The sequence below is a fragment of the Nocardia sp. NBC_01377 genome, from assembly GCF_045040005.1.
GTDB classification, from domain to species: Bacteria; Actinomycetota; Actinomycetes; order Mycobacteriales; family Mycobacteriaceae; genus Nocardia; species Nocardia noduli.
Genome location: NZ_CP109567.1, coordinates 175,135 through 190,048, shown reverse-complemented (window position 1 = coordinate 190,048; position 14,914 = coordinate 175,135). Strand labels below are relative to the sequence as shown.

9 protein-coding genes and 1 pseudogene are annotated in these 14,914 nt (G+C 65.8%); 7 read left to right on the top strand and 3 right to left on the bottom strand.

The window, feature by feature from the left end; translation table 11 throughout:
- Window positions 1-45: 45 nt before the first annotated feature.
- Together OG225_RS41280 and OG225_RS41275 are read left to right on the top strand one after the other, a co-directional pair.
- Window positions 46-174, top strand: a pseudogene (locus OG225_RS41280) (hypothetical protein); the annotation flags it as partial.
- A gap of 28 nt (window positions 175-202) precedes the next feature.
- A complete protein-coding gene (locus OG225_RS41275) occupies window positions 203-490 on the top strand; it encodes a hypothetical protein (protein WP_331758637.1) in 288 nt (95 codons plus the stop codon).
- A gap of 218 nt (window positions 491-708) precedes the next feature.
- Here OG225_RS41275 and OG225_RS41270 read toward each other — a convergent pair whose 3' ends face one another.
- Entirely contained in the window at window positions 709-1,836 is a 1,128-nt protein-coding gene (locus OG225_RS41270; protein WP_331758634.1) for a PASTA domain-containing protein, read from the bottom strand.
- Between the two features lie 699 nt (window positions 1,837-2,535).
- Window positions 2,536-3,192, bottom strand: coding sequence for a hypothetical protein (locus OG225_RS41265; RefSeq protein ID WP_405183662.1), 657 nt, complete (start codon window positions 3,190-3,192; stop codon window positions 2,536-2,538).
- Window positions 3,193-3,301: 109 nt separating this feature from the next.
- On the opposite strand from OG225_RS41265, the gene OG225_RS41260 reads away from it, so the two are divergent.
- Window positions 3,302-3,826, top strand: a complete 525-nt coding sequence (locus OG225_RS41260; protein WP_405183661.1) for a hypothetical protein — start codon at window positions 3,302-3,304, stop codon at window positions 3,824-3,826.
- Window positions 3,827-4,196: 370 nt separating this feature from the next.
- Window positions 4,197-5,312 carry a pentapeptide repeat-containing protein gene (locus tag OG225_RS41255; protein ID WP_405183660.1) on the top strand — a complete coding sequence of 372 codons (1,116 nt, stop codon included), beginning with the start codon at window positions 4,197-4,199 and terminating at the stop codon, window positions 5,310-5,312.
- Window positions 5,313-6,007: 695 nt separating this feature from the next.
- On the opposite strand, the gene OG225_RS41250 is transcribed toward OG225_RS41255, so the two are convergent.
- A complete protein-coding gene (locus OG225_RS41250; RefSeq protein ID WP_405183659.1) occupies window positions 6,008-10,036 on the bottom strand; it encodes a hypothetical protein in 4,029 nt (1,342 codons plus the stop codon).
- Between the two features lie 417 nt (window positions 10,037-10,453).
- Between OG225_RS41250 and OG225_RS41245 the strand changes: the two genes are divergently transcribed.
- From OG225_RS41245 to OG225_RS41235, 3 genes are all read left to right on the top strand, one after another.
- Window positions 10,454-10,654 (top strand): DUF397 domain-containing protein, encoded by a 201-nt coding sequence (locus OG225_RS41245; RefSeq protein WP_331758623.1) that lies wholly within the window; start codon window positions 10,454-10,456, stop codon window positions 10,652-10,654.
- Window positions 10,655-10,844: 190 nt separating this feature from the next.
- The gene (locus OG225_RS41240; protein WP_331758620.1) at window positions 10,845-13,256 is read left to right on the top strand and encodes an NB-ARC domain-containing protein; all 2,412 of its coding nucleotides are present in this window, start codon (window positions 10,845-10,847) and stop codon (window positions 13,254-13,256) included.
- 172 nt (window positions 13,257-13,428) lie between these two features.
- Window positions 13,429-13,764 carry a hypothetical protein gene (locus tag OG225_RS41235; protein WP_331758618.1) on the top strand — a complete coding sequence of 112 codons (336 nt, stop codon included), beginning with the start codon at window positions 13,429-13,431 and terminating at the stop codon, window positions 13,762-13,764.
- Window positions 13,765-14,914 lie beyond the last annotated feature (1,150 nt).

Here is a 14,914-nt window from a genome sequence, read left to right as displayed (position 1 = left end):
GCCGACGACGGTCCCACCGTGCGCCTGGTCACCCACTGACGCCGCTGTGGTGGGTGGCTGCTCTCACCGCGATCGGTCACCGAAGGAATCGGACCGACCTGCGCGATCAGGGAACGGGCCGAGCGACGTGCCGCGACCGCACCCGAATTGACCCTGTTCGAGGTCGCAGCCTGAGCCGAACAGCCGCCGCACGAGGGCTGACGTGCTGGTCCGGGTGGCCGCGGTGATCGTGCCCACCGACCCGAACAGGGCCGAGACCATCGCCGATCACGCCGAGGCCATCGCCAACAACATCACCGACCCGTGGCGGCGGGCCGGCGCGCTCGCCCGGGTGGCCGCGGTGATCGCGCCCACCGACCCGAACAGGGGCAAATCCTTTCTGGCCATCGCCTGGGCGGAATCCAGTTGGGAGATCCCGCTCGCCGCACTGCGAATTGTCGACTCCTCACTTCTCCGAGATCTCGTGGCGGAGCCCCTTGATGAATGGTGACCTGGAAATTTGACATGTCATGTATCTAGGTAGCCAGTTTCCGACTTCCTCTTCAGGTTGATGCCCGATAATGCGCGTTAGCGGACATCAATCACACGAAACACCCAGTCGGACAGATTTTTTCGCGCGCTGAGGCGCCGGGCACGATCGCCCCAAGGGGGTATCTATTCGGTGCTGATCGTCCGGGGCCGGAGATCCGAGATGGCCGAGGGTTTTCGTTACCAGGCTTCGGTGAATTCACGCTCGGTCTGGTCGATGATGCGGTCGACGAGCTGGTCGATGGTGGCGTGTGGGTGGCGTGGTGTGAGTCCGGCGATGACGGGGTCGGAGTTGATTTCGAGCACGACCGAGTAGGGGCCGTGTGCCCAGGTGATGCGGGAGACGCCGGTGTCGGTGGCGATCACTTTCGCGCCGGAATCGAGGGGGGTGCGGGCTGCGTGGGCGAAGGGCGTGTAGGGGCCGGTGAGGATTTCCGGTCGTGTCCCGTATTCGGCGTCGGCGCGTGCGTCTTGAGGGTTGGTGTGGACGGTGATCTCGATGACGACTTCGCCGAGGTCGTTGCCACAGGCATATACCGCGTCGCTGGTCGGGGTCGCGGGGCTGCTGAGGGGCTGTTCGAGTTTCGGTGACATGCGTGCGGCCCGCAGCGCGCCCGGGTCGATCATCAGGCACGCGTTGTGGGGTGGGGGCTGGACGGTTTCGGGAATCGGCGGAGTCGTCGGCGCGGTGGTTTGCAGCGCTGGTGTGGTCTGGCTCGGGGGCGGCGGGGCAGGGGAGGGGGCGTCTTCGGTGTGTGGTGTCTCGCCGGTCTTGACCACTCCGAGTTCGACGTCGGTACGCTCTGCCAGCAGTGTTCCGGCGGCCGGGTTCTGGCTGGTGACCTGCCAGTTGCTTGCGACCCACACGCGGCGGTCGGCACCGGTGTCGTCGTGGGTGGTGGTGTCGAGTTCGAGGTCGCGGAGTATGTCGTTGGCTTGGGCCAGTTCCATGCCGACCAGCGCGGGCATGACGGCATCGGGATCGCGTCCGGGTTCGAGGTGTTCGGCCAGCAGTGCTCCACCGAAGATGAGCGTGATCGACACGACGATTCCGAGGGGGATCGGATTGAACCCGGACCAGGTCGGGTCGGTGGTTCTGCGGTGTTTGCGGGCGACGCCGAGCAGGTACAGCACGGGAATCAGTGCCAGCCCGATGTAGAGGAGCGTTCCCGGCAAACCGATCTCGGTGAATCCCACGGTGACCGCGCCCAGCATCGCGAAGCAGAAGAACCCGACCGCACAAACGAACTTCCACCGCGGCAGGACACGCGCGACCTCACGCAATCCCCATACAGCCGAATTGATCACCGGCAAACCATACGCACACACCGATCGATGCACGGCGGCTACTGACTAATCGGTCGGGCGACCACGTGGAAGCACCGGTGCGTGTGGACCTCGGCGGGCGCTCGGCGATGCCGTCGGTTACCTAGTTTGTGGACACTCACAACGTGATCCTCGGTGCCGCGATCACTCCGCACACGCCGACCGTTCTGTCGCATGCGGACAGGCGCGATTCGGTTGTAAATGGTTCGGCACCTTGACATTTTTTAGGCCCCATCACTCGCCGCCGACGTCGCTGACAGCCTCTACGTCGTGAGGGTTCATCAGGTGCAACTCGCGCTGGCCGGTCTCGTTGCCCTGCATGGTGGGTATCGGCGCCCGACAGTTGCCGGTCCGTGTGAGGTGACCCCAATGGTGTTGTGGGAGTGACGCGGAAAGGTGTCGGCGTACGCGGATAGGCTTACCGGAATGCAGGGGCCAACGCGTTCAGCTCAGGTCGAACTTCCATCCGAGTTGTGGGGTGGCGACATCTCCGGTCTTTTCACCGCCTGTGGATTGGTCGCCGAACATCGCGGTGCCAACATGTGGGCTGTCCGATCGGAACACCGTGCTGGACTTCGTCCTGATCTGGTCCGCTCGTGGACGCTGGCGGGTCCGCGGCGACGCAATCCCCGTTTCGACATGCTGCCGAGCTACATCGATGAGATCGAACCGCATGAGCTGTCACGCGAGGCATACTCGGCGATGCACGCGATGCGTGAAGCCGCAGCTCAAAACAGTGATCTGCTGACACAACTTCGTCACTTTCAAATCGAACTGACCCAGGCTGATCTTGAGTATGCAGGCCAACTCACCGAGCGTCAGTTCGAACTGCTGGGACGGTATCGAGACCCGAACAGCCGCGAAGTTCAGTTCCCGAATCGCAGCGTGCACGTCGTCGCTGCCACCCAGCAGTTGTTGTTCCGTGTGAAGTTGGCGTCGGTGTTGATTCGAATCGCCCAGGATCCTCGTGTGATCGACGAGCTGAGGACCGGGACGGCGCAGACTCCGCAGTCTGGTCTGTTGTTCGGATCGGCCACCAAGCAAGCACACACCTTGATGCTGACCGGGTCGTTTCTCGGTCCATTGTTGGGATGCCTGATGCCGCACATATGGGCGAATCCCTGCCCACGCGTGATGTCGACGATCATCTTCGGATACGGGCGCGCGGTGAGCGGCTTGGCTCCGGGACTCGGAATCAGCGAACAATCGCAATTGCTGCAACGAGGCGGTCGCAGCAATGGCCTGAGCATGCCCGTGATCGGCGCGGGCGCGAGCGAGGCAGCGATCGACTGGTGGACCCAGCGACTGGATCAGCTCTTCCGGTACCTGACCTGCCACCTACATCGACTCCACCGGCCACTATTCCCCGCACGAGCACCTGCATTGGATGCTCACCTTCGACCAAGTGCTGAGATTGACAACGTCTGTGCAGAACTCGGTACGCGACATGAGCGCCCAGCGAATTCTCGCGTTCACCCTGCTGGGCTCCTTCGCCGATCGTCTGCTCACACCGAAGAACGGTATCGAGGATCTGTTCAAACTGTCCTACGCCCGCGCCCGATTCGACGAAGTCCGACACGCTATGCCCGCCGACGCCGCCCAGATCTTGCTCCCCGCCGCGCAGCGAGCCCTCGACGCACTCGAAGCCGTCCGGAAAGGGTTCTTCATCGCCCACCAGCGCAAGGGCGGTGGCGTCGAGATCCAGATGCCCAACGGGCCACGGCGGACCTACAACTTCGATGACGCGGTCGCCAAACTGATGGTCGTTCATCGCCACGCAACCCACGGATACGGACGAGGAACGAGACCGAAAAGCGTTGTCAGCGCAGAGGTGACCGAACGCCTTCTGGCCCACCACGACGGCGAAATACCCGATGACCTCGCACTACTTCCCTACCTATACCTGTTGGCTGCGCTGAGCCGACCCGAACAGATCCGCAACCAGATCATCGATCACGTCGAGCGGATCTGAACAGCTGCGGACCGTCGGACGTCCCCCAGGCGGGCCGCTCCGTCCGGCGACGATAGCTTAGACCTGCCGGACGGGGGCCGTGCGCGTTCCTCCGTCGGCAATCTCGACCTGGGGATATCATGGTGGTACAGGGTGTAGCGCGCGTGTGTTTTCCGCCGCTGACTGCGAGGCGACACGAGTTTGTCAGGCTCTGGCGACGACACTTTGTCAGTTGGCTATATGGAACCCGACCCAGGTGGCCCTGCGCGGGCTGGTGCTGGTTGTTGCGGCAGGTGGAGCTCGCTGGGCTGGAATAGGTGCATCGCCTTGAGATTCCGTTGGCCGGCATCGTTGGCGCGATAGACTGTGGAAGTCAGCCGAATCGGGGTGGTTGGGCTGCGAGATCGCCACAGGATGGTGCATCGTGGCTACCGAAGGCGACGACATTTTCCGGATCGAGTTCGATCCGCACTTCACGCCAACGCGGAGCAGTCGTGCGGTGGTCGTCGCGCGGCAAGCATTCCAGGTGGCGGGATTTCGAAGGCTTCCGCTCTTGGCCGCGATCGTGGCCGCAGTCGTAGGCGGTGTGGGCGTTGGGCTGATGGCAATGTGGTTGTTGCCATCGGTGATCCAGACCAGCAGCAAGCCTGCCGATCCGATCGACATCACCAGACTGGCGCTCGGGATCACTGCCGGTGTGGGCGGGATCGTCGCGCTGGTCGTGGCGTACCGACGGCAAAGCGACATCGAGGTGAGCCGCTTCATCGAACGGTTCGGGGCGGCGGCGGCTCAACTCGGTGACAGCGACGCCGCGGTCCGGATGGCAGGCGTTTATGCCATGGCGGGCACCGCCGACGAGTCCCGGGGGCTTCGTCGGCAGCAGTGCATCGATGTGCTGTGCGGCTACCTGCGGCTGCCGTACTCACCCGAGTTCGGAGCCAACCATCGCGCGCAACTGGTCATGAAACGAACCAACACGACCCCCGCCGGGACGACGGTCGAAGAAGCCGAACACCTTCAGTACAGGCACAACGACAGACACGTTCGTCGCGCCGTCGTGCAAGTCATCGCCACCCACCTTCGCGAGAACGCTGAATACTCCTGGTCGACACACGGATTCGACTTCCGAGAAGTCGAGTTCGAACGCGCGGACTTCAGAGGGGCCGTGTTCGGAGGCCCCGCTTGGTTCGGAGATGCGAGGTTCACCGGTGAGGCATGGTTCGACGGCGCACGATTTCAGGGCACGGCCCGATTCGACCGGGTGAGGTTCACCGGGGCCGCCCGGTTCGAGCGCGCCGCCTTCGCTGGCGGTGTGCTGTTCACAGGCGCCACCTTCGCAGCCGGGGGCTCATTCCGGCACGTAGATTTCGGCTCACGCCCAGCCACTTTCGAGAACTCCTTCCCGCTCACATCCCCGCGGCCTCGCTTCGATTGGGACAATGATGTGTCGATGAAACCGGCGAATGTCACACCGGATCACTGGCCGACAACCCCAGCCGCTGGATAGAGCCCAGACCAGAGACAGAGATCGAGGCGGGCCCAGGACCGGTGGTCATAGGAGAGCGGCCAGCTCACCGCCTTACCGACCCTCGACCACGTCACCACCGTCCCCGTATGAGCTGACGCTTCGGCCTCGGAATCGAAGTCGCGGCCCTGGCTGAGCAGTTCGAGGCGGCCGACATCGGGCTTGGAGTTCCTCACCAGCGAACTCCAGGGCTCCCACGACCGGTCCCGGGATGACATCCACCCGTGCTTGCGATTCGTCGTGGAATTGTCAGTAGGTATTCGTCATGATGTACGTCAGTAGATGCGGCAGCCTGGTGCGTGTCTTCGCATCGTGACGGTGTAAATCAGGGGGAATGCAGCCAGGCAAGATTGCCGCAGGTCGCCCAGACGGTGGCTGGCGCGTTCTCCGGACATCGGAGCCTTGGGTGCGGCGGCGTGATGAGTGGGCTGCACGCCAGAATCGGATGTTGTTGCAGCGCTGGAATATTAATTCGTAAATGCGAACTGGCAGTGGATTCTTCGTGCGGTCGATGCGAATTCGATTCCTTCGACGGTGCCTTCGCAGAGGAGGTCGGTGGATTCCTCCCGACGGTTGGCGCGGCGGCGAACGGCGTCGGTGTCGCGGTGGTTTGGTGACCGGTCCGCCGGTTCAGTCGGCTCGTGGTCCAACCGTTGGGTTGTGTCGGGCCTGGCCGGTCATGGGCACAGTTGTCGGTACGCCGCGCCGGTGACGTACCGGTTCCACGCATCCGGCGTGAACATCCCAGGGGTCTGCCCGCACAGCAGATCGAGAGGATCGACCAGGAAACCCGTGTCCCACAACCGCACTGTGCCGTCGTAGTCGCCGGTGGCCAGGGTGCGGCCGTCGGGCGCGAACGCCACCGATACGTTACCGGTGTGGTCGGTGAGGGGGTTGCCGATCGGCCGGTGTGCGGCTGTGTTCAATAAACGCACTGTGCCGTCCGAGCCGCCGGCGGCCAGGGTGCGGCCGTCGGGAGCGAAGGCCACCGACCGCACGGCGCCGGTGTTGGCGGTGAGAGGGTCGCCGATCGGCGAGTGTGTGGCCGTGTCCCATAACCGCACTGTGCCGTCGTCGCCGGTGGCGAGGGTGCGGCCGTCGGGAGCGAATGCCACAGACCACACGGCACCGGTGTCGCCGGTGAAGGGATCGCCGATCGGCCGGTGTGTGGCCGTGTCCCATAACCGCACCGCGCCGTCGCCGTCGCCGGTGGCGAGGGTGCGGCCGTCGGGAGCGAATGCCATCGACAACACGACGCTGGTGTGGTCGGTGAGGGGGTCGCCGATCGGCGCGTGTGTGGCTGTGTTCCATAACTGCACTGTGCCGTCGGAACCGCCGGTGGCCAGGGTACGGCTGTCGGGAGCGAACGCCGCCGATGATACGGCTCCGGTGTGGCCGGTGAGGGGCTCGCTGATCGGGCGCTGCGCGATCGCGTCCCATAACCGCACCGTGCCGTCGTAGCCGTCGCCGGTGGCGAGGGTGCGGCCGTCGGGCGCGAACGCCATCGAGTTCACGGTGCTGTGGTGGTCGGTGAGGGGGTCGCCGATCGTTGAGTGTGTAGCCGTGTTCCATAACCGCACCGTGTCGTTGCCGCCGGTGGCCAGGGTGCGGCCGTCGGGCGCGAAGGCCACCGAGTTCACAGCGCCGGTGTGGCCGGGAAGGGAGTCGCCGATCGGCCGGTGTGTGACGACCAGGTCCCACAACCGCACCGCGCGGTCGATGCCCCCGGTGGCCAGGGTGCGGCCGTCGGGCGCGAACGCCACCGAGTTCACAGCGCCGGTGTGGCCGAGGAGGGGGTCGCCGATCGGCCGGTGTGTGGCCGTGTTCCACAATCGCACCGCGCCATCGTCGTCGCCGGCGGCCAGGGTGCGGCCGTCGGGAGCGAATGCCACCGCGTTGACGGTGCTGGTGTGGCCGGTGAGGGCGTCGCCGATCTGGGAGTGTGTGGCCAGGTCCCATAACCGCACCGTGCCGTCGTAGCCGCCGGTGGCCAGGGTGCGGCCGTCGGGCGCGAAGGCCACCGACAACACGACGTTGGCGTGGCCGGTGAGGGGATCGCCGATCTGGGAGTGTGTGGCCAGGTCCCATAACCGCACCCTGCCGTCCGAGCCCCCGGTGGCCAGGGTGCGGCCGTCGGGCGCGAACGCTACCGACACGGTGCCGGTGTGGCCGGTGAGGGGGCCGCCGATCGGGCGATGCTCTATCGCATCCCATAACCGCACGGTGCCGTCGGAGCCGTCGCCGGTGGCCAGGGTGCGGCCGTCGGGCGCGAACGCCACCGAGTTCACGGAACCGGTGTGGCCGGGAAGCGGGTCGCCGATCGGCGAGTGTGTGGCTATGTTCCATATCCGCACCGTGCCATCGAGGCTGTCGCCGGTGGCCAGGGTGCGGCCGTCGGGCGCGAACGCCACCGAGTTCACAGCGCCGGTGTGGCCGGTGAGCGGGTCGCCGATCGGCGAGTGTGTGGCCGTGTCCCACACCCGCACCCTGCCGTCGATACCGCCGGTGGCCAGGGTGCGGCCGTCGGGCGCGAACGCCACCGAGTTCACGGTGCCGGTGTGGCCGGTGAGGACCGCGAGGTGGGGATTGACGGCGGCTTCGATCATCGCGGTCTTTGCTTCGGGGGATCCGCTGAGCCGCCATGCGGCGATAGCGTCGAGTTTCGACCCGAACGGGTCACTGGTGGCCAGCAGCGTGCTCTGGCTGATCAATTGTCGTGCGATTGCCAGGTCACGCTGGCGGGCCGCGCTGCCGCTGGCCTGGAGTGCCACGATGGTGGTGGCGGCCAATCCGATCACCAGCACCAGCAAGACGACGATGACGGCGCGGCGTTGCAGCGTCCGCCGCGTGCGGGTGCCGGTCGCGGCAGCGAGGAATTCCGCCTCGACCGCACCCAGTGGCGGGTACCGACCTGGATCGGCGGTGACCCGGTCGGCGGCGGTGACTGCGGTGTCCAGGATGCTGCCACTGTAGAGGTAGGCGGCGTCACGACCGCGGTGGCGCCACTCGGCGGCTGCGGTCCGCAACCGGGCGGATATCACACGAATATCGTGGGTTTCGGCCAGCCACACGTCCCGCAGCAGCGGCCACGCCCGAAACACGATCTCGTGGGCGACCTCCACAGTATCCGGTCCCAGCGTCAGCAGGCGTTGACCGGTGAACGCCTCGAGCACGGCCTCCACGTCGATGACCGACCCGATCCGGGTCAGGTCGGTGCGGGGGATACGGTCGGCGGTGTCGATCCCGTCCGCGTCGGCGACCGCGAGTTGGGTGAACACTTGCCGGGCCACCGCCTGCTGGTGCGCGGGCAGGACGTCGTAGACGCGTTGCGCCGCGGCCTCGATCGCGCCGGCGATTCCGCCTGTGCGTTGGTAATCGGCCACCGTCAGCGTGTCCCCGGCCCGATTCCGCCACGCGGTGTCCAGGGCATGCGACAGTAGCGGCAGTACCCCGGCCGTCGACTCGACCCCTGCCATCGCTGTCGCGGTGAGCCCAGATGTGCCGGTGCGGATTTCACGCAGCAGTCGGTCCCGCAACGCGTCGTCGACTCTGGACCCGGCGATCCGCGCGGGCTCGGTGATCACCATCGCCAGTTGCTCACCGTTCATAGCGGTCACCAGATACCGGTTCTGGACCGCGTCGGTAAGTTCCGGACAGTCGGTGCAACGGGATTCGAAATCCGCCCGCACCACCAGCACCACCAGAGCCGTTCCTGCGGTAGCGGCCGCGTGCAGTGCGGTGATGAACCCGCTGCGCTGGGTGTCGTCGGTGCACTGGGTGAACACCTGCTCGAACTGGTCGACGACAAGCAACACCCGATTCGGCGTCATGTCCGGGTCATGAGGCGCGCCGACGGCTTGCTTGGTGATCAACGCGAACCTGTCCGGGGTGGTGTCCAGCTCACCGCGGACCGTCGCCGCGCTGACCGCTGTCCCCTGCGTGATCGCGATCGCCAGCGCGTCCAGGGGATCCTTCCCGGGAGAGAACACCCTATTCGGCCAGTCCCGGGCCTCGGGCGTCTCGGGCAGGCCGGATTCGCGCAGCCACGGCAGGACCCCCGCCCGCAGCAGCGAGGACTTCCCCGCTCCCGAAACCCCCGATACCAGCAGGATCCCGGAATCCTGTAGGCGTTGCGACAAGCGCTGCACGAGAGCGCCGATGGCGGTCTCACGGCCGAAGAAGAACCGGGCATCGGCTTCGACGAACCTCGCCAGGCCTCGGTAGGGAGAGACGTAGTGCCCGGTGGCTGGATCGGCTATCTCCGGCACCACGTCATCGGTCCACGCTCGCGCTTTGGATTTCGTGCCGGTCCGGGGCCGCCCGCCCGCGGGTACTTTCTCCGCGTTCGCCTTCTTCCACAGTCGCTGCCACGCGTGCACATCGAGCAGTTCCGGCATGATTTCTCCGCCTGCTGGTGGCTGCTGCGATTCGGCCGCGGCCGTCACCTTATCGATGAGGGTTTGAAGTACTGGTTCGACGGTGTCGAACGTTTTCGGGATCTGACCGGATCGCCACGCGCTGATCCGCTGAAACGCCAAATCCGGCGTACCTGGTGGTCGCGCGGCCCGCACCCGTTCCGACGCCGTCCGCGCCAGCCACTCCAACTTCGGTTCACCGGCTGCCAGGTACAGCGCGTTGAACCGTGCGACGAAAACCTTCCGCAGCAAACCGGAATCGCCGCTTGCCGTCGATTGGGTCCCCTCCACGACCGCAGATCGTACCGTCCTCCTCAGCACCGTGGGACAGGATCGGACGGGAAATGGCGGTGTCTGAAGGCCGCCGCGTGCCGCCGGTCTTCCGGCACCCACATCAGTTTTCCGGCACCGGAACCATCCGTGACCTGCATTGTTCCGGCGGGCGACCGACTATGCCTCGGTGACGGTGATCTGAATCATTTCTACGGTTTGATGTGTCGCTATCGAATTGACGCGGCGTCACATCACTCGAATACGGCGAATTGTATATTCCCGTTCGTCACCGAAAGAAATGAGAATTCCCATGAGGGGTGAACTCTGCCCGAAATACCGCGAATTCACGGGCGTCGACAACAATTCCGGAATTTCTGTGCCGCATGCGGCTTCGGCGGTACACGGCGTGCGGCTCGCAAGTCTGGAGGCACGGTGATGAGTGCTCAGCGGGATTGGTTCAAGAGCAGCTTCAGCGGGGGCAGCAGCAACTGCGTGCAGGTGCGTTTCGTCGCTGGGGAAGCGCGGGTGCGTGACAGCAAGGATCAGGGTGGTCCGGTGCTGGTGTTCACGCGCGCCGAGTGGGAGGCGTTCGAGCTGGCGGTCTTCCACGGGGAGTTCTCCTTCCCGGTGGAGTGAGTCCCAGTCGTCGCCTGAACGGACAATCGGCCCGGCCCATGGGCGGGCGGCATCCGCACACCAGCCTGGTGTGCCGATGCCGCCCTTGCGTCGAGGGCCGGGGTCGCACTGGGCTGGAAGAGCGTTGGGGCGCTCGTGGATTCGGGTAGCCTGGCACACGGTGGATCGCGGTGGTTGGTGGGAGGCGCGGATGAGCGGGGGGACCGGCCAGCCGGGTCCGGGTGTGCACGGATCGACGTCGTCGCATCTGTCGGGGAGTGCCGCGGATGTGGTGCAGGCGCGGGATGTGCACGGCGGGATCCATTTCCACGCGGTGGCCGACGGGCCGCGGCCGTCCTCGATACCTCGGCAGCTGCCCGGCAACGTGCGCGGGCTGGTCAACCGTGTCGGTGAACTCGAACAGCTGGACACCGTCCTCACTCCGGAGGGTGAGGTGTCGGTGGTGGTGATCGCGGGTACCGCGGGGGTGGGCAAGACCGCGCTGGCCTTGTACTGGTCGCATCGCCATCGCGGTCGTTTCGGCGATGGCCAGCTTCATATCAACCTCCGCGGCTACGATCCCGGCGAGCCCGTGGCGCCGACGGTGGCGCTCGAACGGTTCCTGACGGCGCTAGGTGTGACTCCCGGGGCGGTGCCGGCGGAGTTGGAGGCACGCGCGGACCTATACCGGTCACTGCTGGCCGAGCGCAGGATGCTGGTGGTGCTCGACAATGCGGCGACGGTGGGGCAGGTGCGTCCGCTGCTGCCCGGCTCCGGTGACAGCCTGGTGGTGGTCACCTCCCGCAGCCGACTGTCGGGGTTGGTGGCGCGCGACGGAGCCCGCCGGATCGTGCTGCCGTTGCTACCCGAATCCGAGGCGGTGACCTTGTTGCAGGCCACGACCGTCGGCTATCGGCACACCGACGAGCAGGCGCAGATCGTGGAGCTGGCCCGGTTGTGCGGCCGACTACCGCTGGCGTTGCGGATCGCCGCCGAACGCGCCGCCGCCCGCCCGCACATGCCCCTGGACACCCTGATCCAGGACCTACGCGACGAGTCCTCTCTATGGGACGCGCTCTCTTCCGAGGACGATGACGCCGACGGAGTACGCACCGTGTTCGCCTGGTCCTACCGTGCGCTACCCGAAGCCGTAGCGCGACTGTTCCGACTGCTCGGAGTGCACCCTGGTCCCGAATTCGGTACCGATGCCGCCGCGGCACTGGCCGACCGGTCCGTCGGTGAGATCCGGCGGCTGCTCGATGTGCTGGTTGGGGCCCACTTGGTCGAACAGTGCGGCCCGGACCGCTACCAGTTCCACGATCTGCTGCGCGCCTACGCCATCGACCAAGCCGCCCAGCACGAGGACCCGGCGCAGTGCCACGCGGCCTTGGAACGTGTCACGCTCTGGTACCTGCACACCCTGCGCTCCGCGAACATCCTGGTAGGTCTCACCGGAGATGTCGACCTGGTGCAGAACAGCAGTCCGCTGGCCGCCGCGCGGGACTTTCCCGACTCGGAGGCCGCGCGGACATGGATCAACACCGAGACCGACAATCTGATCGCCGCCGCCAGTGCTGCGGCGGCCGCAGGTCTGCACCGGCTGGCCTGGCAAACGCTCGCGACACTCCGCCGCCCGTACATCGACCGCCACCCGGTCGAGGATTGGATCCCGCTCGGCGAGCACTGCCTGGCCGCCGCGCGCAGCGACGACGATCCGGCCGGGCAGGTCGTGGCCCTGGTCGGACTCGGGATCAACCATCGTCTGGCCCGACATCTCGATCAGGCCGTGGACTGCCACCAGCAGGCCATGCTGATCGACACCACGGACACGGACCCGGTGATCGACCTGTTCCGACGCAACACCCTGGGACTGGCCCTGATGAACACCCGCCGGTTCGGGCCCGCCCGTGAGGTATTCGAGCAGTTACTCGACACCACTCGTAGCATCCAAGACCGTTTCTGGACGGTCACAGCGCTGGGTAACTTGGCCGATACCCTGTGCCGGGCAGGAGATCTCGAGCACGCCCAGGCTCGTATCACCGAGGCGTTCGCCTCCGTCGCGCCGGACCACCCTCCCCACGACCTGGCCGATTGGCTGTACATCCAGGCGATGATCCTGCGCGAACGTGGGCACATCGCCGAGGCAGAACACGCGATCACCCAGGCCCTCGACATCTGTCGGGGAACGAATCTGCTGCTGGAGGGATACCTCGAGAACGAGCACGGCCGCATCCTGCTGGCCGCGAACCAGCCCGGCCGCGCACTCGAGGTCCTCGCGCACGCCGCGTCCATCCACCGCCGCGCCGGCAACCGCAGCCGCGAAGCCCTGGCTCTCGACGCTGCTGGCCAGGCATACCAAGCCATGGGCCGCCCCGACGACACGGCCGCCTTTCACCAGCAAGCAGCCGCAATCCACCGAGAACTGCACGACGACTGGGAACACGCACTCGCATTGACTCACCTCGCCGACGCCCTCGATACCCTCGGCGAACCCGGCCGGGCTCACCACACCCGCACCGAAGCGGCGGACCTGATCCGCGCCTACGATGACCCGCGCGCCACCGCACTGCGACAACGCCTCTCCCAAGCTGCGGATGATCCGGGTACAGAGCGCACGACATGAAGATGCTCGGCTTCATCCCGGCCCTACCGGCCATGTGGTTCGATATGGGGCTAACTGCGCCGATGCCGCTGTAGCGGGAACCAGTCGTGCTATACAGCGGCTGGTTGTGTAATGGGTTGATAGCATGGCGATTTGAAGGTGTTCGATACTGTCCGAGTGTGAGGATCCCGTAATGGTCGAGCCTGCCCTGATCGCTATCGCCAGCGCGCTCGCCGGTAGGGCTGCCGCCAGCCTGTACGAACTCGTGCGCGCGCGATTCGCCGACGACAGCGAGGACACTGCCGCGCTCGAAGCCGCAGATGGCGCCGAACCCGGTTCCGCACCAGTTGAGAGGCTCGCGGAAGTGCTTCGACGCACCGAACAATCCGACCCTCAGTTCGCGGCACAGCTGCGCGGGGAGTGGGCCAAGGTCGGCGGAGGAGACGGCGACATCAACAACCAGATCTCGGGGACGGTGTCCGGAAATGCTCTCCAAGCCCGCGACATTCAAGGCGGCATCAACTTCTGACCGGGCCAAGCACGGACGACGTCCGCACCGCGACAATCTGTGTCGATGTCACGTCGCGTAAGACTGTTCTCTCGTGCCCGCAGGGTAGACGGCACGGCCGTCGTTTGCCCTGCCCAGAGCCCCCGCCCAGTGGTATCGGTGACCGGAGGAAGCGCGAGCGATCTGATAATAGCCGAGAAGATGCCCTTATCGGCGGTCAGCGCAGAACACGCAGGTCAGGACATTCGACGGCCCCGCCATGCCTGTCTCACCGCTTCGTCCTCGGCAATCCTCGCGGCACGGAAACCCGCAGGTGGCGGGCCTCCTACTGACATTGTGGTGACGAGACCAACCGACACTGAATGACGAATCCGCAGTTCAGGGCGCTGACAACGTGCTGACGAATCGCAGCAAGTTGACGCATCATCTAATTTCGGCCAGGGTCGCCAGTTCCTGACTTTCTCCTCAGGTTGATGTCCGATAATGCGTGTTGACGGACATCAATCGCATGAAACACCTGTTCAGGCTGATAATTTCGCCACAGTATGCCCGGACGACCGCACCGGGCCCGCCCTGTGCCCGGCGCTGGCCGAGGCCGCAGGAGTGCCCGCTCGGTACACCTGGCAATTGACCGAGGCGCCAATGCGAGGGCGGACCGGCACGGTCGTGGTCGCGTGCGGCCGTCGCCGAGCCGGTGCCGGACCGGCACGAATACATCGAGCCTGCGGTCGCGTGCGGCACGAGATCAGCATGGAGACGCGGCAGCACCGAGCCAGGACCGAAGCGGCAGGGCTCTTGCCGCGACCACGCGAGCGGCGCCAGAAACGTTCTCGCTCGCGGACTCTCCGACCTCGGGTTATCCTGTTTCGAGTAGCGTGCCGCACGCGTGAGAATTCCGCGCCGACCTGCTGATTCGCCCGATACGGGCACATTTCATGATCCATCCCCGGTAACGGTAGGCCGTGCGCGCCGAGGATAGTCACTTCGTCGTTTTGTGTTCGGGGTTGGGATAATGGCACTTATACCAACCCCAATCGGCAAAACAGCAGGTGGTAGGGCAGATCATCAGCGGATACCCGGTGTGTCACAGCGGGTTCGCAGGTCACCGGGCCGGTAAGCTCTGTGTTCGTGGTCGAGACGCGCGTTGCGGACGCGTCCGCCGGGATCGCGG

Coding starts and splice junctions, on each gene's coding strand:
- OG225_RS41260 (WP_405183661.1), top strand. CDS start 3,302: ATGAGCGCCCAGCGAATTCTCGCGTTCACCCTGCTGGGCTCCTTCGCC.
- OG225_RS41245 (WP_331758623.1), top strand. CDS start 10,454: ATGAGTGCTCAGCGGGATTGGTTCAAGAGCAGCTTCAGCGGGGGCAGC.
- OG225_RS41240 (WP_331758620.1), top strand. CDS start 10,845: ATGAGCGGGGGGACCGGCCAGCCGGGTCCGGGTGTGCACGGATCGACG.
- OG225_RS41235 (WP_331758618.1), top strand. CDS start 13,429: ATGGTCGAGCCTGCCCTGATCGCTATCGCCAGCGCGCTCGCCGGTAGG.